The 21,513-nt window shown below is 70.2% G+C and carries 17 protein-coding genes; 7 read left to right on the top strand and 10 right to left on the bottom strand.

Going from position 1 to position 21,513, the window contains the following annotated elements; all coding sequences use genetic code 11:
* Positions 1-5: 5 nt before the first annotated feature.
* From SA2016_RS05630 to SA2016_RS05620, 3 genes are all read right to left on the bottom strand, one after another.
* Positions 6-932: a Cgl0159 family (beta/alpha)8-fold protein gene (locus SA2016_RS05630; protein ID WP_066502051.1), complete on the bottom strand. Its 927-nt coding sequence runs from the start codon at positions 930-932 to the stop codon at positions 6-8.
* 38 nt (positions 933-970) lie between these two features.
* Positions 971-1,960, bottom strand: a complete 990-nt coding sequence (iolC, locus tag SA2016_RS05625; protein WP_066496382.1) for a 5-dehydro-2-deoxygluconokinase — start codon at positions 1,958-1,960, stop codon at positions 971-973.
* Positions 1,961-2,099: 139 nt separating this feature from the next.
* Positions 2,100-2,504 (bottom strand): tautomerase family protein, encoded by a 405-nt coding sequence (locus tag SA2016_RS05620; RefSeq protein WP_066496380.1) that lies wholly within the window; start codon positions 2,502-2,504, stop codon positions 2,100-2,102.
* 191 nt (positions 2,505-2,695) lie between these two features.
* On the opposite strand from SA2016_RS05620, the gene SA2016_RS05615 reads away from it, so the two are divergent.
* The 3 genes from SA2016_RS05615 (at position 2,696) to SA2016_RS05605 (ending at position 5,816) form a co-directional block, all read left to right on the top strand.
* Positions 2,696-3,985: an MFS transporter gene (locus tag SA2016_RS05615; RefSeq protein WP_066496378.1), complete on the top strand. Its 1,290-nt coding sequence runs from the start codon at positions 2,696-2,698 to the stop codon at positions 3,983-3,985.
* Between the two features lie 88 nt (positions 3,986-4,073).
* Positions 4,074-4,829, top strand: a complete 756-nt coding sequence (locus SA2016_RS05610) for a flavodoxin family protein (protein ID WP_066496376.1) — start codon at positions 4,074-4,076, stop codon at positions 4,827-4,829.
* A gap of 33 nt (positions 4,830-4,862) precedes the next feature.
* Entirely contained in the window at positions 4,863-5,816 is a 954-nt protein-coding gene (locus SA2016_RS05605) for a DMT family transporter (protein WP_084249336.1), read from the top strand.
* A gap of 18 nt (positions 5,817-5,834) precedes the next feature.
* On the opposite strand, the gene purU is transcribed toward SA2016_RS05605, so the two are convergent.
* Genes purU through glyA form a run of 6 tightly spaced genes read right to left on the bottom strand, consistent with a single transcriptional unit; the run spans position 5,835 to position 13,247 of the window.
* A complete protein-coding gene (purU, locus tag SA2016_RS05600) occupies positions 5,835-6,731 on the bottom strand; it encodes a formyltetrahydrofolate deformylase (RefSeq protein ID WP_066496371.1) in 897 nt (298 codons plus the stop codon).
* Positions 6,732-6,734: 3 nt separating this feature from the next.
* Complete coding sequence (locus SA2016_RS05595) at positions 6,735-7,409, bottom strand: sarcosine oxidase subunit gamma (protein ID WP_066496368.1); 675 nt, start codon at positions 7,407-7,409, stop codon at positions 6,735-6,737.
* Positions 7,402-10,371, bottom strand: coding sequence for an FAD-dependent oxidoreductase (locus SA2016_RS05590; protein WP_066496366.1), 2,970 nt, complete (start codon positions 10,369-10,371; stop codon positions 7,402-7,404). The genes SA2016_RS05595 and SA2016_RS05590 overlap by 8 nt, the downstream gene beginning before the upstream one ends.
* Positions 10,368-10,676: a sarcosine oxidase subunit delta gene (locus SA2016_RS05585; RefSeq protein ID WP_066496364.1), complete on the bottom strand. Its 309-nt coding sequence runs from the start codon at positions 10,674-10,676 to the stop codon at positions 10,368-10,370. The genes SA2016_RS05590 and SA2016_RS05585 overlap by 4 nt, the downstream gene beginning before the upstream one ends.
* A 34-nt stretch (positions 10,677-10,710) precedes the next feature.
* Positions 10,711-11,928 carry a sarcosine oxidase subunit beta family protein gene (locus SA2016_RS05580; RefSeq protein WP_066496360.1) on the bottom strand — a complete coding sequence of 406 codons (1,218 nt, stop codon included), beginning with the start codon at positions 11,926-11,928 and terminating at the stop codon, positions 10,711-10,713.
* Positions 11,928-13,247, bottom strand: coding sequence for a serine hydroxymethyltransferase (gene glyA / locus SA2016_RS05575; protein WP_066496358.1), 1,320 nt, complete (start codon positions 13,245-13,247; stop codon positions 11,928-11,930). The genes SA2016_RS05580 and glyA overlap by 1 nt, the downstream gene beginning before the upstream one ends.
* A gap of 121 nt (positions 13,248-13,368) precedes the next feature.
* Between glyA and SA2016_RS05570 the strand changes: the two genes are divergently transcribed.
* A complete protein-coding gene (locus SA2016_RS05570) occupies positions 13,369-14,031 on the top strand; it encodes a GntR family transcriptional regulator (protein WP_066496351.1) in 663 nt (220 codons plus the stop codon).
* A gap of 111 nt (positions 14,032-14,142) precedes the next feature.
* Here SA2016_RS05570 and SA2016_RS05565 read toward each other — a convergent pair whose 3' ends face one another.
* The gene (locus SA2016_RS05565; protein ID WP_066496342.1) at positions 14,143-14,949 is read right to left on the bottom strand and encodes an IclR family transcriptional regulator; all 807 of its coding nucleotides are present in this window, start codon (positions 14,947-14,949) and stop codon (positions 14,143-14,145) included.
* A 252-nt stretch (positions 14,950-15,201) separates the two neighbouring features.
* On the opposite strand from SA2016_RS05565, the gene SA2016_RS05560 reads away from it, so the two are divergent.
* The 3 genes from SA2016_RS05560 (at position 15,202) to SA2016_RS05550 (ending at position 21,479) form a co-directional block, all read left to right on the top strand.
* Positions 15,202-19,056, top strand: coding sequence for a hydantoinase B/oxoprolinase family protein (locus tag SA2016_RS05560; protein WP_066496339.1), 3,855 nt, complete (start codon positions 15,202-15,204; stop codon positions 19,054-19,056).
* A 135-nt stretch (positions 19,057-19,191) separates the two neighbouring features.
* A complete protein-coding gene (locus SA2016_RS05555) occupies positions 19,192-20,541 on the top strand; it encodes an MFS transporter (protein ID WP_229710882.1) in 1,350 nt (449 codons plus the stop codon).
* Between the two features lie 158 nt (positions 20,542-20,699).
* Complete coding sequence (locus SA2016_RS05550) at positions 20,700-21,479, top strand: N-carbamoylsarcosine amidohydrolase (protein WP_066496337.1); 780 nt, start codon at positions 20,700-20,702, stop codon at positions 21,477-21,479.
* Positions 21,480-21,513 lie beyond the last annotated feature (34 nt).

Raw genomic sequence — 21,513 nt, 5'->3', positions numbered from 1 at the left:
GGTGCTCACTGGGAAGCCTCCTTCGGCTTGATCTCGTCGGTGTGCAGCAGCGAGGCCGCGGCTGCGACGGCTCCGGCCACGTCGCCATCGGCCGGGTACAGCAGGGTCCGGCCCACGGTCAGGCCCTGGACGCCGGGGAGGGCCAGCGCCGCGCCCCAGGAGGCGAAGACCTCGTCCTGGTGCCCGGTCGGGTCGCCGCCGAGGAGGACGGTGGGCATGGTGGTCGCGGCCATGACGCGCTCCATCTCCGCCACGACGGGCAGCTTCATCCACGTGTACGCGCTCGTGGAACCGAGGCCCTCCGCGATGGCGACCGACTTGATGACGGACTCCGGGGAGAGGTCGTTGACGACCTTTCCATCCACCCAGCCCGAGAGGAAGGGCTCGACCATCGCGATGAGGCCGTGGGCGGCCAGCGCGTCGATCGCCTTCGCCGTGTTCTCGAGGATGGAGGCCGTGGCCGGGTCGCCGAGCGCGATGCGGGTCAGCATCTTGCCGCCGTCCGCGCCGAGGGCCTCGAGGGCCTCGGCGGTGTGGCCGGTGAAGCGGTCGTCAAGCTCGTTGACGAACCCTGCCAGGCCGCCGCGGTTCATCGACCCGAAGAGGAGCTTGCCCTCGAGCGCGCCCAGGAGCAGGAGGTCGTCCATGATGTCCGGGCTGGCCAGCACGCCGTCCACGGCCGGGTTGGCCAGGGCGATCTGGAGCCGGTCGAGCAGCTCCCGCCGGTCCGCCATCGCCTCGCGGCGGCCCTGCGCGGCGAGGGCCCCGCGGGCCGGGTGGTCCGCCGCGACGATGAAGTTCTGCTTGCCGAGCACGGGCCCGGGGTGGCGGCGGCGCGCCTTGGCGGCGCGGGCGATCGCCTGGGGATCCTCGAGCCGGATCTTGGTCAGGTGCTCGTAGCGGCGGGGATCGTCGTCGTGCGCTTCCCGCAGCGTTGCCGCTCCGGCGGCGTTCGTCTCGGTCGCGGCGCTCACCGGGCCACCGCCTCGGGGACGAGCCGGCCGCGTTCGGCCAGCAGCGAGGTGACCTCGGCCGGCGTCGGCATCGCGTCGGCGCACGAGAGCCGTGAGGCGACGATCGCGCCGGCGGCGTTGGCGTAGTCGAGGACCTGGGCCAGCGGCCAGCCGGCCAGCAGGCCGTGGCAGAACGCCCCGCCGAACGAGTCGCCGGCGCCGAGGCCGTTGAGCGTCTCGACGGGGACGGGGGCGGAGACCACGCGCTCGGAACGCGTCTTGGCCATGACGCCCTCGGGGCCGAGCTTGACCACGGCGATCTCGACGCCCGCGGCGATGAGGCGGTCCGCCTGCTCGTCCGGGGTGCCGTGGCCTACGGCGACCGCGCACTCCTCCTCGTTGCCGATCGCGACCGTCACGTGCGGCAGGACCCTGGCGACCTGCTCGCGGGCGGCGTCCTCGGAATCCCAGAACATGGGGCGGTAGTCGAGGTCGAGGACGGTGAACTGGCCCTCGGCGAGCCCGGTGCGGGGGCGGGCCTCGTGGGCGGCGATGTGCGCGGAGCGGCTGGGCTCCTGGCACAGGCCCGTCACGGTGGACCAGAAGATCCTCGCGTCCCTGATCGCCTCGAGGTCGAGTTCCTCGGCCCGGATCTGCAGGTCCGGGGCCGTGGGGAAGCGGCCGTAGAAGTAGAGCGGGAACTCGTGCGTGGCCGGCATGATCGCGCAGAACGTCGCTGGGGTCTGCAGGCCGGCGACAGGGGTCACGAACCGGTCGTCCACGCCGAACTTCGCCAGCTCGCGGTGGAGGTACTCGCCGAACGGGTCATCGCCGGTGCGGGTCACCACGGCGGTGGCGCGGCCGTGGCGCGCGGCGGCGACGGCGACGTTCGACGGCGAGCCGCCCAAGTACTTTCCGAAGCTCGTCACGTCCGCCAGGCCGACGCCGATGTCATTGGGGTAGATGTCGACGCTGATGCGCCCCATCGTGAGAACGTCGTAGGTCACTTCGCGGTGCCTTTCCTCATGCGCCCGGGTGCCGGGCCGGCTTCGCTGCCTGTGGCGTCGGCCACAGGTCCACTCTGCTACAGATTTAATGTCCTGTCAAAGGTTTGTACTGACAACTTGCCATACACAGGACGGGGCATCACCGGGCCGGGACCGCCAGCTCTCCGGTGACATACTGCGCGCGGCCGAACCCGAAGGACCAGTCGCCGGCAGTGTTCTCGACGTAGCCGATGAACACGTCCTCCCCGGCGACGCCGGCGTCGCCGAGGTTGCGGGCCACGGCCGCGAAGAGCGCCCCCTTGGCCTCCTGGCTCCGACCGCCCTGCGTGAAGATCTGGACCATGACCACGCCGCTGGAGCGCTCGAAGCCCAGGCCCGCGTCCTGCGCCACGATCTGGCCGGGAGCGTGCTCGGTGACGATGTGGAAGTAGTCGCGCTCGGGGATGCGGTACTCGGCGAGGATGGCCTCGTGGATGGCCCGGCTGATGCGTGCGAGCTGTTCGGGGGTGCGGCCTGCGGCGACGTCGATGCGGACGAGAGGCATGAACGGGTCCCTTTCGGTGATAGTTTGTCCTAACAAATAGACCGTACTCCTCCCCGGCCACGCAGGCAATACTTTGTCCTGACAAACTTCTCAGGGTCAGTATTTGTCCGGTCATGGCGTCACGCTCCGCTCCCGCCGGCGCGCGGCGTGAGAAGGTGAAGGAGCTCCCTCCCCTGCCGAAAGGACCACCCGTGACCCGCCGGATCAGCCGCACCGCGGCGCTGGCACTGATCGCCGTCGGCCTCATGTCCCTCAATTCCCGGGCCCCCGTGGTCGCCCTCGGCCCCGTGCTGGGCGACATCCAGCGCGACACGGGCCTGAGCTCCGCGGTCGTCGGCCTCCTCGCCTCGATCCCCGTGCTGTGCTTCGGGCTCGTGACCCCGGCCGCGGCGTGGCTCATGGGCAGGATCGGCATCAACCACGCGGTCCTGTACTTCTTCGGCGGCCTGGCCGCGGGCGTCGCCATCCGCTCGTTCGGGGGCGCGCCCGGGGCGCTGCTCGGCACCGTGGTGATCGGCATGGCGATGACGATCGTCAACGTGGCCACGCCGCTGCTCGTGGGGCGCGACTTCCCCCTCCGCGCGGCGCTCATGACCGGGGTCACGACCGCGGCCGTGAACGTCGGCACCACCCTCGCGTCCGCGCTCACCGCTCCCCTCGCCGCGGCGATCGGCTGGCAGGGCTCGCTCGTCTCGTGGCTCGGCCTCACGGCCATCGCGGCGGGCGCCTGGTTCTTCGTCTTCCCGCCGGGCAAGGACGGCCCCCGCTGGTCCGACGCCGACTTCCCCGGCCGGCTCGCCAAGGAGGCCCTGCGGCGCCGGGCGGAGCTCAAGGCGGCGCAGGCACAGCCCGGAACTGAGACCGGCCCGCTTCCCCTCGCCCCGGCGCCCGGCATCAGCCCCGCCAACCGGCGCATGATGTGGCTGTTCACCGTGACCTTCGCCCTGCACAATGTGGGCTACTACGCCATGACCCTGTGGCTGCCCAGCTACCTGGTCCAGACCCAGGGGATGACCCCGTCCGGCGCCGGCCTCGGCGCAAGCCTCCTGCAGGTGTTCGCCATCGCGGGCCCCCTGCTGGTCCCGGCCCTGGCCCACCTGTTCGGGTGGGGACCGATGCGCCTGTTCGCCCTCGTGGCGGCGTGCTGGGTCGTGCTCCCCGCCGGGCTGCTCCTGGCGCCCGGCCTGTGGGTCCTGTGGGCGGTGCTGGGCGGAATCGCCCAGGGCGGCACGTTCACCGTCGTGTTCACCGTGGTCATCAACCGGGCCCGCTCGCTCGACGAGAACCGCCGGATGACGGCGCTCATCCAGTCCGTCGGCTACGCGGTCGCCTCGACCGGCCCCATCATCATGGGCGGCCTCCACGAGGCGGCGGGCAACTGGCAGGCGCCGCTCGCGCTCGTCCTCGGCGCGCTCGTGGTCATGGTCGCCTCGGGCTTCCTCGCGATCCGCACCCGCGGCGCCTCGCCGCGGCGGGCCTGAGCCGCGCACGACGCCGCCCCTCCCCTCCCGCGGTTCCCCCGCCTAGCATCGTGGCTGGGGAGGGACCCTGCGCGGAAGGAGTCGGCCCATGCTGCCGGAATCAGTCCAGGCGTTCATCGACGCCGAGATCGCGGCGAGCACCGCCGACTTCTCGGACCTGCGCGCCGTGTACGTCAACGGCACGCTCAAGCGCAGCCCGGAACAGAGCCACACGGACGGCCTCATCGCCGTGAGCCGGCATGTCCTCGAGGGCGTGGGGGCGCGCGTGGACGAGATCCGGGCGGTGGACCACGACATCCCGCCGGGCGTCTATCCGGACATGCGCGAGCACGGGTGGGAGGCGGACGCGTTCCCGGACCTGTACCGCTCGCTCATCGAGCCAGCGGACATCGTGGTCCTCGCCACCCCCACCTGGCTGGGCGACCAGTCCTCCGTGACCCGGAAGGTGGTCGAGCGGCTGTACGGGTACTCGGGCGAGGCCAATGAGCGCGGCCAGTGGGCGTACTACGGGAAGGTCGGCGGCGTGATCGTCACCGGCAATGAGGACGGCGGCAAGCACTGTGCCGCGCAGCTGCTGTACGCCCTCAGCCACATCGGCTTCACCATCCCGCCCCAGGCGGACGCGTACTGGAACGGCGAGGCCGGGCCGGGGCCGTCCTACCTCGACGACAACCGTGGCGCGCACAACCACTGGACCACGCGGAACGCGGTCTTCGCGGCATGGAACATGCTGCACACCGCCCGGCGGCTCAAGGACGCCGGCGGCATCCCCGCGCATGGCAATGTGGTCGCGAACTGGGACCTGGCCAACCCGGACCACCCGAACCCCGAGTACCGCCGATAGCCGGGAACGCCGCCCGGGGCGCACACTGGGGGCGTGAGCGCTGCAGCCGGCCGGGGCGTGGACGTGCGTACTGTCCTCGTGTTCATCGCTGCCGTGGTGGTCACCGGCGGCAACGCCGTCGCCATCCGCTACAGCAACCGGGAGCTGGACCCGCTGTTCGGGGCAGCGGTCCGGTTCGCCGTGGCCGGCCTGGTCTTCGCCGCCATCGCGGCGGCCGGGCGGAAGGCGTGGCCGCGAGGGCGGGCGCTCGTGGGGGCGCTGCTGTACGGCCTGCTCAACTTCGGCCTCGCCTACGGCTTCATCTACGAGGCCCTGCGCGAGGTGCACGCGGGCCTCGCGCAGATTGTGCTCGCCTCGGTGCCGCTCGCCACGCTGCTGATCGCGGCCGGGGCCGGGGTCGAGAGGTTCAGCTGGCGCCGGTTCGCGGGCACCCTCGTGGCCGTCGCGGGCATCGCCGTGGTCAGCGGGGCGGGCACGACGGCGTTCTCCGCCTCCTCGCTCCTGGGCATCGCGGGCATGGTCGCAGCCGCGGTCTCCATCGGCGCGGGGGCCGTGGTGGTCAAGGTGTTCCCCCCGGTCCCCGGTGCGCCGCTCAACGCCGTGGGGATGGCGGTGGGCGCTGCCGCCCTGGCCGTGGTCTCGCCTCTGGCCGGCGAGCGCTGGGCCGTGCCCGTGCGCGCGGCGACGTTCGCCGCGTTCGGCTTTCTCGTCGTCTCGACCCTCATCCTCTTCGCGGCGTTCCTGTACGTCCTGCGGCGCTGGAGCGCCTCGGCGACCTCCTACCAGTTCCTGTTCGTGCCCATCCCCGCGGTCATCGTCTCCTCGCTGCTCGACTCCGAGCCGCTCACGCCGGCCCTCCTCCTCGGCGGCCTGCTCGTGCTCGTGGGCAGCTATCTGGGCCTGCGGGCCGGTCGCAGGCCCGGCCGCACGGCAGAAGGCCACCTCCCGGGGGACGCCGTCGCCAGGACGGACGCCCCCGGGAGGTGACCTTCCCGGGCGCCGCGGCTACCGCAGCACCACCGTCCGGCTGCCGCTGAGGATCACGCGCCCCTCGCAGTGCCAGCGCACCGCGTTGGACAGCGCCTTGCACTCGGCATCGCGGCCCACCGCCACGAGGTCCTCGGGAGCGTGCGTGTGGTCCACGTCGATGACCTGCTGGGCGATGATCGGCCCCTCGTCGAGCTCGGCGTTGACGTAGTGGGCGGTGGCACCCACGGTCTTGACCCCGCGCTCCCAGGCCTGGTGGTAGGGCTTCGCGCCCTTGAACGAGGGCAGGAACGAGTGGTGGATGTTGATCACCCGTCCCGCCATCTTCGTGGCGAGCTGGTCGGAGAGCACCTGCATGTAGCGGGCGAGCACCACGAGCTCCACCGCGTACGCGTCCACGAGCGCCAGGAGCTTGGCCTCGGCCTCGGGCTTGGTCTCCTTGGTGACCGGGATGTGGTGGTACGGGATGCCGTGCCACTCCACCAGCCCGCGGTGGTCCTCGTGGTTGGAGACCACGCCCACGATCTCGATCGGCAGCTCGCCCACCCGCGCCCGGAAGAGCAGGTCGTTGAGGCAGTGGCCGAACTTGGAGACCATGAGCAGCACGCGCGTCCGCTCGCCCTCCGGGCGCAGCTTCCACTCCATCCCGAACCGCTCCGCGACCGGGGCGAACTCCGCGCGGAGGCGATCGCCGTCGTCGTCCGCGTCCGCGTCCGCGCCGGCGGCGCCGTGTGCGGAGGCGGGGGCCTCGAAGTGGACCCGCATGAAGAAGTGGCCGCCGCGGCGGTCCCCGAACTGCTTGATGTCAACGATGTCGCACCCGCGCTCGGCGAGGAACCCGGAGACCGCGTACACGATCCCGGGTCCCTCGGCGCAGTCGAGCGTCAGGACGTACTCGCGCGCCTGGCCGGCCATCGGCTACCGCACCTCCGGCGCCGCGAACTCGCGCATCGCGTCGATGAGCCAGCGGCCCACATGGTCGGCGAAGGACGCGCGCGGCAGGACGCGGTACGTCTCCTCCCCCGTCTTCCACACGAGGACCGGCACGTGGTCCAGGACCGTCGCGATGGCCGTTCCGGCGGCGAAGTGCCGAGGGTGCAGGTCGAACGAGACGCCCTTCTCCAGCACCGCGCGGGCGCTCGGACCGGTGAGCTCGAACGTGGTCCGGTTGGCGGAGAGGTCGACGACGGCGCCCGGGGTGCGCGTGCCGGCCTCGCCGAGCGCTGCGCCGACCCGGGCGGCCTCGGCGGGTCCGCGGTCCTCGCCCGCGGAGGTCGGGGTCTCGTCCGCCACCGCGAGGAACTCGTCCGGCCCGATCCACAGGATGGTGTAGCCGCCGCCGGCGGTGGTCCTCCCGTGCCCGGTGGGCAGGGTGCCGCCGAGCGCGGCCTCGAGCGCTGCGGCCCCCTCGGACCCGGGCACCGCGCGCAGGCCCAGCTGGGCCAGGAACGGGACCTCGCGGACCGAGACGCCCCGGTCACCGGCGACGGCCGCCGCGGCGAACGCGCCGGCGAGGTGGGCCGCGGGGCTGCGGCGCAGGGTCGGCGCACCGGAGCTGGTCGCGGGCGCAGTCACTTCAATCGTCTCAGCCATCACGGCGCTTCCCTTCGGGGTCAAAGAGGACGGTTTCACCGACCAGGACGTCAACGAGCCGGTCCCCGGCGACGGCGGTGAGCGTCTCGCCGATGCGGTTGCGGCCGTTCTTGATGAGTGCCAGGGCGAAGGAGCGCCCCAGCGCCGCCGAGTGGTAGCTCGACGTGACGTGGCCCTGCATGGGCACGGGCCCGTAGGCGGGGTTGAGGGAGATCCCCTGCTCGACCAGCTGGGTCCCCTCCGGCAGGCGGAAGGCGGGATCGACGGGCAGGAGGGACACGAGGTGCTTGCGGTCCGTGCGCGCCGTGTCGAGGCGCGAGTACGAGCGCCTGCCCACGAAGTCCTTGACCTTGGAGACGATCCACTCCATGCCGGCGTCCTGCGGGGTGACCGTGCCGTCCGTGTCCTGGCCGACGATCGGGTAGCCCTTCTCGGCGCGCAGCACGTGCATGGTCTCGGTGCCGTACGGGGTGATGTCGAACTCGGCGCCGGCCTCGGCCACGTCCTCCCACACCTGCAGCCCGTACCAGGCGGCGACGTTGATCTCGTAGGCGAGCTCGCCGGAGAACGAGATGCGGCACACGCGGGCGGGGATGCCGGAGGCGAGGACGGTGTCGCGCCAGGCCATGAAGCCGAACGCGTCGTTGTCGACGTCGAGCTCCGGGGCGACCTTGGCGATCACTGCGCGGGACTTCGGGCCGACCACGGCGACTGTGGTCCACTGCTCCGTCACGGAGGTGAAGTTCACGTCGAGCTCGGGCCACTCCGTCTGGTGCCACTCCTCGAGCCAGTCGAGGACCTTGGCGGCCCCGCCGGTGGTGGTGGTCATGAAGTAGCGGTCCTGGTCGAGGCGCAGGGTCACGCCGTCGTCGAAGATCATGCCGTCGGGGCCGCACATGACGCCGTAGCGGCCCAGTCCGGGGGCGAGCTTCTTGAACGCGTTCGTGTAGATGCGGTTGAGGAACTCGCCCGAGTCGGCGCCCCAGATCTCGATCTTGCCCAGGGTGGTGGCGTCCATGAAGCCCACGGACTCGCGCACCGCGGCGCACTCGCGCAGCACCGCCTCGTCCATGGTCTCCTCGCCCTGCGGGAAGTACCACGGGCGCAGCCACTGGCCGACGAACTCGAACTTCGCGCCGTGCTCCACGTGCCACGGGTGGATCGACGTGATCCGCTCGGGGTCGAACAGGTCCCCGCGCTTGCGGCCGGCCATCGCGGCGAACGCGACGGGGGCATAGGGGGCGCGGAACGTCGTCGTGCCGATCTGGCCGATGCCGGGCGCGTCGCCGTCGCCCTTCAGCGCCGCCGCGATCACGCCGATCGCGTTCACGCCGGACGTCTTGCCCTGGTCGTTGGCGGTGGAGATCGACGTGTAGCGCTTGACGTGCTCGACCGAGCGCATGCCGGCGCAGGTCGCGCGGAGCACGTCGTGGACGGTCTGGTCGCGCTGGAAGTCGACGAAGTGGGTGTTCCAGTCCTCGGGGCCGCCGGTCTCTCCCGGCACGAGCCAGAGCTGGCGGGTCGGGGCCGAGGCCACGGCCGGGTGGGAGGACACCGCGGTGGCGTGCTGGCCGGCCTCGGTGATGAAGCCCGCGTTGAAGGCCGCGACGGCGCCGGCGTGGGCGCCCTCGGACACGACGTCCGCCGTGGCGTAGGAGCCGCGGGCCGAGCCCACGACCTGCTGCGCCTCGACCGTGCCGGCGGGGACGAACCCCGCGAGGTCCTCGTCCCAGCGCAGCTTGCCCTGCCGCTGGCTGAACAGGTGCACCACGGGGCTCCAGCCGCCCGAGACGGCCAGGAGGTCCGCCTCGATCCGCTCGGCCTCGCCGGTCAGCTCGGCTGTTCCGTCGCCGGCGGCGCTGAGCCCGCGGACGACGACGGCGCCCAGCCGCGTGCCGGCGCCCGCCTCGGTGCCGCTCACCGCGGAGCCGGAGATGACGCGGATGCCGGCGGCCTCGGCCGCGAGCGCGGCCTCGGTCTTCTCGGCCCGGGCGTCGACGACGGCTCCGACGGGTACGCCGGCCGCGGCCAGGTCGAGGGCCGTGGCGTAGGCCGAGTCGTTGGTGGTGAAGACGACCGCGGCGGAGCCGGGGCGCACGCCGTAACGGTTGAGGTAGGTCCGCGCGGCCGAGGCGAGCATGATGCCCGGGCGGTCGTTGTCGGCGAACACGATCGGGCGCTCGTGGGCGCCGGTCGCGAGGACCACCTGGGCGGCGCGGATGTGCCAGAGCCGCTGGCGCGAGACGCCCTGGGCGTCCAGCTCGCGCGCACGCTCGGTGCCGAGGTGGTCGGTGCGCGACTCGAGGGCCACGATGTAGTTCGAGTCGTAGGAGCCGAACGCGTTCGTGCGCGTCAGGACCGTGACCTCGTCCCCCGCGGCGAGCTCGGCGGCGGCCGCCGCGACCCACTCGGGCGCGGGCACGCCGTCGACCGTCTCCGCGGGGGCGGAGAGCAGCGACCCGCCCAGCTCCGGCTGGTCGTCGATGAGGATCACGCGGGCGCCGGTCCTGGCCGCCTCGCGCGCCGCGGTGAGGCCGGAGGGGCCGCCGCCGACCACGAGGACGTCGGTGTGGACGTGCTTCTTGTCGTACAGCGCCTCGTCCTTGCGCGGATCGAGCTGCCCGAGGCCCGCGAGGTACTGGGCGGCCAGGCCGTCGGTGAGCTCGACGATGGGGGCGGGGAGCATCGACTCGTCGACGCCGCCGGCACCGCGCTGGAGGACCTTGAGCAGGGCGTTGGGCTCCTCGACGCCGGCGGCGAGGATGCCGCGCGGGCGTCCCAGGTACATGGACGGGGCGGTCTCGATGACGCCGTGCGCGAGCAGGGCCGAGGCGACGGTGTCGCCGGCGAAGCCCGTGTACTCTGTCCCGTCCACGGTGAACCGCAGGGCCTTCTCGCGGTCGATCCGCGCGCCCTGCGCCTTCTCGGCGGGGAGACGGTGGCTCTGGGATGCGGGGCTCACTTCTGGCCTCCATTCGTGGCTGCTGCAGCTGCGCCGGTCGCCGCCGGTGCGGCGCCCGTGTAGATGCTCTTGAACTCGTAGGTGACGGTGTCGCGGACGGCGTTGAACCACTTGCGGCAGCCGCCGGTGTGGACCCAGCGCTCGGCGAAGGCGCCCTTGGGGTTCTCCCGGTAGAAGAGGTACCGGGACCACTCGGCGTCGGTGAGCTCAGCGGGGTTCTCGGGGTAGGCGATGTGGGCCTGGCCGCCGTAGTGGAACTCGGTCTCGTCCCGCGGCCCGCAGTTCGGGCAGGTGATGAGCAGCATGCTCGTGCTCCTTTCGGGGCTGTGTTTGTCTCGCTCAGTGGGCGACGGCTGCGGCGCCGTGCTCGTCGATGAGGGCGCCGGTCTCGAAGCGCTCGAGGGCGAAGGGCAGGTTGAGGGCGTGCGGCTCGCCGGTGGCGATCGTGTGGGCCATGGTCCAGCCGGCACCGGGGGTTCCCTTGAAGCCGCCGGTGCCCCAGCCGCAGTTGACGTACATGTTCTCGACCGGAGCCTTGCCCACGATCGGGGACGCGTCGAGGGTGACGTCCACGATGCCGCCCCAGGTGCGCAGCAGGTGGGCGCGGGCGAAGATCGGGAACAGCTCGACGGCCGCGGCCATCTGCTCCTCGATGACGTGGAACGCGCCGCGCTGGCCGTAGCCGTTGTACGAGTCGATGCCGGCGCCCATGACGAGCTCGCCCTTGTGCGCCTGGGAGACGTACACGTGGACGTGGTTGGACATGACCACCGTGGGGTGGACCTTCTCGTGGAGCTCGGAGACGAGCGCCTGGAGCGGGTGGGACTGGATCGGCAGGTCGAAGCCGGCGAGCTTGGCGAGGACGCTCGAGTGGCCGGCGGCGCAGAGCGCCACCTTGCCGGTGTTGATGGTGCCGCGGTTCGTCTTCACGCCCACCACGCGGTTGCCGTCCTTGACGAAGCCGGTCACCTCGCAGTTCTGGATGATGTCGACGCCGAGCTCGTCCGCCTTGCGGGCGAACGCCCATGCCACGTGGTCGTGCTTGGCGATGCCCGCGCGCGGCTGGTACGTCGCGCCGAGGACGGGGTAGCGGATGTCCTCGCTGGTGTTGATGATCGGGCAGAGTTCCTTGACCTGGTCGGCGTCGAGCCACTCGGCGTCCACGCCGTTGAGCTTGTTGGCCCCGACGCGGCGGACCGACTCGCGCACGTCCTGGAGCGTGTGCGCGAGGTTCATGACGCCGCGCTGGCTGAACAGGAAGTCGTACTCGAGCTCGTCGGGAAGGGCCTCCCACAGCTTCAGGGAGTGCTCGTAGATCGCCGCGGACTCGTCCCACAGGTAGTTCGAGCGGATGATCGTCGTGTTCCGGGCCATGTTGCCGCCGGCGAGCCAGCCGCGCTCGAGGACGGCGATGTTGGTCATGCCGTGGTGGGCCGCGAGGTAGTACGCCGTGGCGAGGCCGTGGCCGCCGCCGCCGACGATCACGGCGTCGTAGGAGGGCTTCGGGTCCGGGTTGCGCCAGAGGAAGTCCGGGTGTTCGGGCAGGAGGTCCGCCATCACTGGGCTCCGTTCTCGGTGGAGGCCCCGGACTCGGCCGGGGTCAGGTTCGGGTAGAGGGGGTGCTTGTCGGCGAGGACCGCCACGCGGGAGCGCAGCGAGGCCGCGAGCTCGTCGTCGAACTCGGGAGCCAGGGCTGCCGCGATGATGTCGGCGACCTCGGTGAACTCGGCGGCGCCGAACCCGCGGGTCGCCAGCGCCGGGGTGCCGATCCGCAGCCCGGAGGAGACCATCGGGGGGCGCGGGTCGAACGGGACGGCGTTGCGGTTCACGGTGATGCCGATCCGGTGGAGACGGTCCTCACCCTGCTGGCCGTCCAGCTCGGAGTTCCGCAGGTCCACGAGGACCAGGTGGACGTCGGTGCCACCGTTGACGACGCCGATCCCCGCCTTCGCGAGGTCCGGCTGGGTGAGCCGGTCGGCGAGGATGCGGGCGCCCTCGAGGGTGCGGCGCTGCCGGTCGGCGAACCCCTCGGTCGCGGCGAACTTGAAGGCCACGGCCTTGCCGGCGATCACGTGTTCGAGGGGGCCGCCCTGCTGGCCCGGGAACACGGCCGAGTTGACCTTCTTGGCGATCGCGGGATCGTTGGTGAGGATGATCCCGCCACGCGGGCCGCCCAAGGTCTTGTGCGTCGTCGTGGTGGTGACGTGGGCGTGCGGGACCGGGTTCGGGTGCAGGCCGGTGGCCACGAGGCCGGCGAAGTGGCTCATGTCCACGAGAAGGAACGCACCTACCTTGTCCGCGATGCGGCGGAACTCGGCGAAGTCCAGCTGGCGGCTGTAGGCGGACCAGCCCGCGATCATGAGCTGGGGCCGGTGCTCCTCGGCGAGGCGCTCGACCTCGGCCATGTCGATCCGGTGGTCCTTCTCGGACACCTGGTACGGGACCACCTTGTAGAGCTTGCCGGAGAAGTTGATCTTCATCCCGTGCGTGAGGTGGCCGCCGTGGGCGAGGTCGAGGCCCATGATCGTGTCGCCCGGGGTGATGAGCGCGTGCATGGCGGCGGCGTTGGCCTGGGCGCCCGAGTGGGGCTGGACGTTGGCGAACTCGGCGCCGAACAGGGCCTTGGCCCGGTCGATCGCGAGCTGCTCGATGACGTCCACGTGCTCGCAGCCGCCGTAGTAGCGCTTGCCCGGGTACCCCTCGGCGTACTTGTTCGTCAGCACGGAGCCCTGGGCCTCCATGACAGCCGTGGGCGCGAAGTTCTCGCTCGCGATCATCTCGAGCGTTCCCTGCTGCCGGCGGAGCTCGGCGGCGATGGCCTCGGCCACCTCGGGGTCGGCCTGGGTCAGTGGGAGATCGAGAAGGTTCTCCATCATGCCTCCTTCGGTCTGACATCGACGTTGATATCTGACTAATAATCAACTGATATATTAGTTCTGCGATCGATAGTATGGTTGAGATCACACGGAGTCAAGCAGTCCCGGAAGGAGGCGGAAGGTGACGGTCACAGCACTGGAGGATGCGGCGTCGGCGGTCTCGCTGGCGGAGCAGGCGTACCTGACACTCCGCGACCGGCTGATCATGCTCGAGATCAAGCCGGGCGCGCCCATCAACGACACGGCGCTCGCCGCGGAGCTCGGCGTGGGGCGCACCCCCGTGCGCGAGGCGCTCAAGCGGCTCGAGGTGGACCGCCTCGTGGTCTCCTACCCGCGCCGCGGCACGTTCGCGACCGCCGTGGACATCACCGAGCTGGCCGACGTCTCGGAGATCCGCGAGCAGCTCGAGCCGCTCGCGGCCCGGCGGGCGGCCCGGGACGCCTCAGCGGCGATGAGGACCCGGCTGCGGGAGACCGCGGACGCCATCGAGGCCCTGCGCGAGCCGATCGACCAGCGCGAGCTCATGCGCTACGACATCACGGTGCACCGGCTCATCTACGCCGCCGCCGGCAACCCGCACCTCACGGATGCCCTCATCCGCTACGACAACCTCGCGACCCGCATCTGGTGCCTGGTCCTGGACAAGGTCCCTTCGGTGGCCGGGCACATCCACGAGCACGCCGAGCTGCTGCGCGCGATCGCCGACGGCGACGTCGAGGCCGCAAGCCGCCTGGCACTCGAGCACGTCACGAGCTTCGAGGCGACGATCCGCACCGTCCTCTGACCCCGCCCCTCCCCCGCCCTCCCCGTTTCGGGTACGCATCTCGTGGCCCTTTTCGGGTTCCGGGTACGCATCTCGCGGCCCATTTCGGTTTCCGGGTACGCGGGGGCCGGGTCAGGCCTCCGCGGCGCGCTTCGCCCCGTACCCGAGGCGGGCCGAGACGCCGGCAGCCGCCTCCATCACCGCCGCGGCGAGCTCGGCCGCGACCTCGCCCTGCACGCGTGTGCGGGGAGCGGATGCCGTCACGCATCCGGCCATGCGCCCCCGGTAATCCCACACGGGCGCCGAGACACCGAATTCCTCGGGGGTCGTCGCCCCGTCATTGACAGCCACGCCCGCCTTCTCCACCGCGGCGAGCTCTGCCGCCGCCGCAGCGTCGCTGTCGTAGGGCGCACCCACCAGCACGGCGCCCGAGCCGATCAGTTCGCGCACAGCGCCCTCGGCCAGACCCGCGAGGAACACCCGCACTGACGACGAGGCGAACTTGTTGTACCGCGTCCCGATCGACGCGGTGTGCTTGACCTGGTGCGGGCTCGGAACCTGCTCGACGACAACAGCCTCCTGGCCGTTCCACACCGCGAGCGCGCTCGTCTCCCCCGTCCGCTCGGTGAGGTCCTCGAGGTAGGGAAGCGCCGCCCGCCGCACGTCGAGGTCGGCCAGGAGCGGTCCGGAGAGGGCGAGCAGGCCGAGCCCGAGCCGGTATCTCCCGGTGGCCTCGTCGCGCTGCACGTAGCCGGCATCGGCGAGTCCAGTCAGGATCCGCGAGACGGTGCTCTTGTGCAGACCGACCTTCTGGGCGATCTCCGTGACCCCGAGCACGGGCTTCTCGATGGAGAACGCCTCGAGCACGCCGAGGCCGTTGAGAAGGGACGCCGCCGCCCCCTGGGGTGCGTCATCACTGGTGCGCGGTCGTCCTGCCACGGTCCACTCCTCTTCCGGCCGGGTGCGTGGCTCTCATCTTAGAGTCCTGTGTCATCTCGGCGTGACCTCTTGTGCGGTGCTATCCAAGCAACTACTTTGGGAGCACAGCAACAGCATATGTGATTCAGCTCACGTGCGAAACGTCTTACCTGTTCGAAACCCACGTTGCTCAGCGCCCAACTAGCTTGACGGGAAAGCAACAACATCCCGTTTCCGCCGGCCCCAGGGCGGAGCGATCGAAAGGAAAGCCACATGAAGCGTATCGGCGTCGACGTCGGCGGCACATTCACCGACCTCTACTTCTCCGACGATGAAGCCGGGAGGGCTGTCATCGAGAAGGTGCCCTCCACTCCGCACGATCCGTCTGAGGCCGTCATCGAGGGCCTCCAGCGGCTCGTCGCCAAAGCCGGCACCGACCTCGCCGAGATCGACCAGCTCGTGCACGGCACCACGGTGGCGACGAACATCGCCCTGACGCACACCGGCGCCGAAGTAGGCATGATCACCACGGAGGGCTTCCGGGACATCCTGCACATCGCTCGGCACAAGAAGCCGCACAACTTCTCGCTCCAGCAGGACATGCCGTGGCAGACCAAGCCCCTCATCAAGCGCCGTCATCGTCTCACCGTCAAAGAGCGAGTCACTGCCCCGAACGGGGATGTCCTCATCCCCCTGGACACCGACGAGGTCCGCGAGCGCGTCCGCCAGCTCAGGGACGCCGGCGTCGAGGCCATCGCGGTCTGCCTCCTGCACTCCTACCTCAACCCCGCCCACGAGCAGCGGATCGGGGAGATCGTGGCCGAAGAGTTCCCCGAGGCCTACCTCTCCCTCTCGAGCGACATCGTGCCGCTGTACCGGGAGTACGAGCGGTTCTCCACCACCGCGCTCAACGCCTTCGTGGGACCCAAGGTTTCCAGGTACCTCGCCCGGCTCGCCTCCCAGGTCAGGGCGCTCGGTTACCAGCGCGAGGTCCTCCTCATGCAGTCCTCAGGCGGCATGGTGCCGATCAAAGAGGCCGCCAAGAGGCCCGTCACGCTGATGATGTCCGGACCAGTCGGCGGCCTGATCGGGGGCATGTGGGCCGGTCGCCAGTCCGGCTTCGAGAACGTCGTCACCTTGGACATCGGAGGGACCTCGGCGGACATCGGCGTCGCCTATCAGGGTGAACTGCGCATGCGCCACCTGCTGGACACCAAGATCGGCGACCACCAGGCGATGGTGCCCATGGTGGACATCGACACCATCGGTGCTGGCGGTGGCTCCATCGCCTATGTCGACGCCGGAGGGGTCTTCCGCGTCGGCCCCCAGTCGGCGGGCGCCGTCCCGGGTCCGGTCTGCTATGGCCGTGGCGGCACGGAGCCGACGTCGACCGACGCCCAGCTCATCCTCGGACGCATGCGCGCCCGTCGCAGTCTTGCCGGCGGCGACATGAAGCTCGACGTCGACGCCGCCCGGGCCGCGATGGCCAAGGTCGCAGACCGCCTCGACATGAGCATCGAGGAGGCTGCACTCGGCGCCCTGCAGATCCAGAAGTTCGGCATGACCCAGGCGATCGAGCAGAACTCCGTACGCCGCGGTTACGATCCGCGCGACTTCACCCTGGTCGCCGCCGGCGGTGCCGGTGCCCTGTTCGCCTGCGAGATCGCGGCCGAGCTCGAGGTCCCGAAGGTGCTGATTCCGGCCCACCCGGGCATCATTGCCGCCACGGGCCTGCTGGCCACCGACGAGAAGTACGAGTTCGTCGCGACCCGACGGTTCACGTTCGCCAACGCAGACCCCGCCGCCATTCAGGCCTCCTACGAGGCGCTGGAGCGGGAGGCCAACGCGCAGCTCGACGCCGAGGACGTGCCCGCCGGGCGACGCAAGCTCGTCTGGCTCGCCGACGCGCGCTACGAGGGTCAGGGGTACGAGATCCGCTTCGTTGCACCCGAAGGGCCGGTCGACCAGGCCTGGCTGGAGAAGGCCGAAGCCTCCTTCCACGACGCCCACTTCGAGGAGTACGGCCACCGCTTCAAGGACGGCGCCGTGGAAGTCATCAACATCCGCGTCGACGCCAGCGCCGTGATGGACGAGCTGCCCACGCCGGAAGCGACGACGTCCGGTTCCCTCGCGGAAGCGCTCGTGGAGACCCGCCCGGTGACGTTCGAGCAGGATGGCAAGCCCGTCACCGTGGACACCGGCTTCTACGACCGCGACAAGATGGGAGTGGGCACCACCTTCGTTGGCCCCGCCATCATCGAGCAGTACGACTCCACCGTTGTTGTTCCCCCGAGATTCTCCGGAACCGTGGACCCGGCCGGCAACCTCGTCATCGAGTGCCCGGCCGCCACCCAGACCGCCGAGAAGCTCGCCACCCCGATCCTGATGCGTGTGATAGGCGGCGCGCTGAATTCCGCAGCGAAGGAAATGGCCTCGGTGCTGTTCCGCATGGCCTACTCCTCGATCATCCGAGAGTCCGAAGACCTCGGCGCGGGCCTGTTCGACAGGGACGGCAATGTGCTGGCCGAGTCCGACTCCACGCCGATGTTCATGGGCTCCATGCCCAAGATCGTCAAGGGCGTCATCTCGGTCCTCGGCGACGACATCCATGAGGGCGACGTCATCCTTCACAATGACCCATACCTCGGCGCCACCCATTCCCCCGACGTGGCGATCATTGAACCGATCTTCCACGACGGCCAGCTCGTGGGCTTCGCCGGCGCCTCTGGCCAGCTGATCGACAACGGCGGCGCCTACTCCGGCCTGATGGTGGACATCCAGGACATCCAGTCCGAGGGCACCATCTTCCGCGCTGTCAAGGTCTACGAGAAGGGCGTGCGACAGGAATCGCTGATCCGCCACATCCTCAACAACACCCGGACGCCTACCTCCAACGAGGGCGACTTCCAAGCGATGATCGCAGCCTGCGAGCTGGCCAAGGCCCGCTATCTCGCCCTCATCGAGAGGTACGGCTTCGACGCGGTGCGCGATGCCGGCCAGAGCTGGATCGACTACTCGGAGCGGATGCTGCGCCAGGAGATCGCCAAGATCCCGGACGGCGTCTACGAGACCGAAGTCGGTTATCTGGACGACGACGGCCGCAACTACGGCAAGAAACTGCCGATCGCGGTGAAGGTGATCGTGCAGGGCGACGAGATCACCTACGACCTCACCGGGTCCTCCGAACAAGTGCCCACCGCCTACAACTGTGCCTTCGAGGGCACCACGGTCTCCGCGTTCACCTTCATCACGCGGATGATGTTCCTCGACGAGGTCGCGTTCCCGGTGTTCGTACCGCAGAACGAGGGGATGCTCAAGCCGCTGAAGGTGATCGCCCCGGAGGGCACCATCTTCAACCCGAAGTACCCGGCTGCGACCTTCTCGCGATTTTCCCAGGTTCAGCGCGCCGTCGACCTTGCCCTCCGGGCCCTCGCCCCGGTCATTCCCGACCGCGTCACCGCTGGCAACTCCGCCCACATCCACTTCATCTCCTACTCGGGATGGGACGAGAAGCAGGGCGAGTACTGGGTGTACCTCGAGGTCAACGAAGGCTCCTACGGCGCCCGCGCCACGAGCGACGGGCCGGACTCCGTGGACAACCTCATCGCCAACACCCGCAACAACCCGATCGAGGAGCTCGAGTGGCGGTTCCCGATGCGGACCGACCGCTACGAGCTGCGGCCCGAGCCGGCGGCCGCCGGTGAGTTCCGCGGAGGAATCGGCATTGTCCGGGAGAACACCTTCCTCACGGACACCGTAATCACCTGCGAGGGCGAACGCCACGAGTCGGACGTGCCGTGGGGCGCGTGCGGAGGGCACGAAGGCCTCAACGGCTCGCTCGTGAAGAACCCTGGCCGCGCCGGCGAGGAATCCTGGCCGTCCAAGGTCACGGGTCGCCAGCTGCTGGCAGGCGACTCCCTCCAGATCACCGTTCCGAGCGGCGGCGGCTTCGGCGACCCGCACCGGCGGGATCCGGAGAAGGTCCTCGAAGACGTCCTCGACGGCTTCACCACCCTCGAGGCCGCCGAGCGTGACTACGGAGTGGTGATCGACCCCGCCAGAATGACGGTCGACGCCGCACGCACCGCAGAGCGCCGGTCCCCGACGACCATCTACGCCACCGTCTAGTTCCGCAACACCCAGCAGTACCGCATTGAATCCAGTCACTGGGGCGGCCGGGGGGACGCACAGCGTCCCACCCGGCCGCCCTTTCCATGCCCATCCACACCTCCGGCTCATAGCCACCTCACCCCAGGAGTACCCATGGAACCGATGGAAAGCACCCTCGACCCGGCGAAGGCGTCCGGGTCGGCCGCCGCACGCACGACGGCGGCGCCCGCCACCGCGGGGCAGCTCACACCGCGGGACGTCCGCATCGCCACGTGGATCTGCTTCTTCGCGTGGACGTTCGCCGTGTACGACTTCGTCCTGTTCGGCAACCTGCTGCCGGTCCTCGCCGCCGAGGTGGGCTGGGCCCCGGCGCAGTCCACGGCGGTCAACACGTGGGTCACGGCCGGCACGGCGCTCGTGGCGTTCGCCGTCGGCCCCCTGGTGGACCGGATCGGGCGCCGGAAGGGCATCCTCATCTCCGTCGTCGGCGCGGCCATCGCCTCGCTCCTGACCGCGGTCGCGGGCTGGGCCGTGGGCATCGTGGGCGGGATCGGCGTGGTCCTGCTCATCCTCGTGCGCTCGGCCGCCGGCCTCGGCTACGCCGAGCAGTCGGTCAACGCCGCCTACCTCAACGAGCTCTTCGCCCATGCCTACGCCGATCCGGCCAAGGCACGGCGCCGCGGCCTGATCTACTCCCTCGTCCAGTCCGGCTGGCCGATCGGCTCGGTGCTCGCGGCCGCCTCGATCTACCTCCTGTTCCCCGTGGGCGGATGGGCGCTGTGCTTCGTCGTGGCGGCGTTCCCGGCCATCTTCATCGTCATCGCGGGGCGCTGGCTCAAGGAGAGCCCGCAGTTCGAGGCGCACAGGCACGCGAACACGAACGGCTCCCCCCTCGCCGAGGCGTTCCGGGGAGAGTCGCTGCGCTCGACCGTGGTGATCGGCCTCTCGTTCCTGCTGAACTGGGTCGGCGTGCTCGTGTTCGCAATCCTCGGGACGTCCCTCCTGAGCGCCCCGGACGGCAAGGACATCCCGTTCACGAACGCCCTCGTGATCCTCGTGGTCTCCAACGCCACCGCATTCGCCGGCTACGTGTTCCACGGCTGGCTGGGCGACAGGATCGGCCGGCGCAACACGATCGCCATCGGCTGGATCCTGTGCGGGGCCTCCTTCACGGCCATGCTGCTCGCGCCGTCGGGGGACTTCGCAGTCGTCGTCGCGCTCTACAGCGCCGGCCTGTTCTTCCTGATCGGTCCGTTCTCCGCGCTGCTGTTCTTCAACGGCGAGAGCTTCCCGGTACGGACGAGGGCCACCGGCGGCTCGATCATCAACGCCGGCGGGCAAGTCGGCGCGATCATCAGCAGCTTCCTCGTCACGCTCGCCCTGGGCGCCGGGTGGACGTGGAGCACGGCGGCCTTCTGGATCGGCTGTGTGCCCATTTTTGCCTCGGGGCTGCTCATTCTCGCGGCACGCAACGTCAACCCGCGCACCGTCCGCCAGGACTAGGACCGGGCCGGCAGAAAAGGTTCGCCGCACCTCTTGTGTGTTGCTTTATAAGCAAATAGATTGTTTCTACAGCAACTGACGAGAGGTAGATCACAGCCTCTCCGTGTTGCTAGCCCAGCAAAACACATCCCCCCAGAGCAAATTCGAAGGAGTGCACCATGAGCCAGGACACCGCAGTGGGCCAGGACATCGAGACCCGTCTTGCCGCAGTGCTGGAGGAGGCGTTCGAAGCCGGCACCGGCATCTACAACGAGCGCGGCTTCAAGCGTCGGATCGGCTACGGCAACCGCCCCGCCGTGATCCACATCGACCTCGCGAACGCCTGGACGCGGCCGGGCCACCCGTTCAGCTGCCCGGGCATGGAGGAGATCATCCCGAATGTCCAGCGGATCAACGAGGCCGCGCGCGCCAAGGGGGTCCCGGTCTTCTACACCACGAACGTGTACCGCAACCGCGACGCCTCCTCCGGGACGAACGACATGGGTCTGTGGTACTCGAAGATTCCCGTGGAGACCCTTCCGGCAGACTCGTACTGGGCTCAGATCGACGACCGCATCGCGCCCGCAGAAGGCGAGGTCGTGATCGAGAAGAACCGCGCCTCGGCGTTCCCGGGGACGAACCTCGAGCTCTTTCTGACCGCCAACCGCATCGACACCCTGATCGTGACCGGCGCGACCGCGGCCGGGTGCGTGCGCCACACGGTCGAGGACGCGATCGCGAAGGGCTTCCGCCCGATCATCGCCAAGGAGACCATCGGCGACCGCGTCCCGGGCGTCGTGCAGTGGAACCTCTACGACATCGACAACAAGTTCGGCGACGTGGAGTCCACGGATTCGGTGGTGGAGTACCTGAACGGCCTCCCGCAGTTCGAGGACACGGTCCCGAAGACCCTCTCGGATCCCCAGCGTGAGGTAGAGGCCCCCGCAGATCCGGCCTGAGTCGCACCGTACAGCGCCCGCCGTCCTCGTCCGA

The sequence above is a fragment of the Sinomonas atrocyanea genome, assembly GCF_001577305.1.
GTDB classification, from domain to species: Bacteria; Actinomycetota; Actinomycetes; order Actinomycetales; family Micrococcaceae; genus Sinomonas; species Sinomonas atrocyanea.
This window is presented reverse-complemented; position numbering and strand designations above follow the sequence as displayed.

Bases quoted from the DNA above. Each gene is read 5' to 3' on its own strand.
- SA2016_RS05620 (WP_066496380.1), bottom strand. From the start codon at position 2,504: ATGCCTCTCGTCCGCATCGACGTCGCCGCAGGCCGCACCCCCGAACAG.
- SA2016_RS05610 (WP_066496376.1), top strand. From the start codon at position 4,074: ATGCTGCCGGAATCAGTCCAGGCGTTCATCGACGCCGAGATCGCGGCG.
- purU (WP_066496371.1), bottom strand. From the start codon at position 6,731: ATGGCCGGCCAGGCGCGCGAGTACGTCCTGACGCTCGACTGCGCCGAG.
- SA2016_RS05595 (WP_066496368.1), bottom strand. From the start codon at position 7,409: ATGGCTGAGACGATTGAAGTGACTGCGCCCGCGACCAGCTCCGGTGCG.
- SA2016_RS05585 (WP_066496364.1), bottom strand. From the start codon at position 10,676: ATGCTGCTCATCACCTGCCCGAACTGCGGGCCGCGGGACGAGACCGAG.
- SA2016_RS05580 (WP_066496360.1), bottom strand. From the start codon at position 11,928: ATGGCGGACCTCCTGCCCGAACACCCGGACTTCCTCTGGCGCAACCCG.
- glyA (WP_066496358.1), bottom strand. From the start codon at position 13,247: ATGATGGAGAACCTTCTCGATCTCCCACTGACCCAGGCCGACCCCGAG.
- SA2016_RS05560 (WP_066496339.1), top strand. From the start codon at position 15,202: ATGAAGCGTATCGGCGTCGACGTCGGCGGCACATTCACCGACCTCTAC.
- SA2016_RS05555 (WP_229710882.1), top strand. From the start codon at position 19,192: ATGGAACCGATGGAAAGCACCCTCGACCCGGCGAAGGCGTCCGGGTCG.
- SA2016_RS05550 (WP_066496337.1), top strand. From the start codon at position 20,700: ATGAGCCAGGACACCGCAGTGGGCCAGGACATCGAGACCCGTCTTGCC.